Annotated in this window: 1 pseudogene; it reads right to left on the bottom strand. The window is 60.1% G+C overall.

Going from position 1 to position 228, the window contains the following annotated elements:
- Window positions 1-58: 58 nt before the first annotated feature.
- Window positions 59-228: pseudogene (locus ACTJJW_RS14780) on the bottom strand (IS256 family transposase); the annotation flags it as partial.

The following is a 228-nucleotide window of genomic DNA, read 5'->3' as shown; positions in this document are numbered from 1 at the left end:
GGTCACGTCCCGCCGAGTGGTGTGATTTCTCATCTCCGTGCGGGTCAGTGGTTTTAGCTTACGCGGCGGTGAGTTCGGGGATGAGGTTCACCTCCTCGATGGTTTCGATGGCGACGTTCATGGCCTTCAGCTCCAGCATCGAGGCTGCAGAGAAATAGCGGCGGTCGCCGGCTTCCCATTCGTCGTGCTGCTCGATCAGTACCGAACCTGCAAGACGCAACAGGGCGG

This window comes from Rhodoglobus galactosidasius (assembly GCF_054957775.1).
The sequence above is the reverse complement of the archived record's forward strand: the minus strand, read 5'-3'. Positions and strand labels throughout refer to the sequence as shown.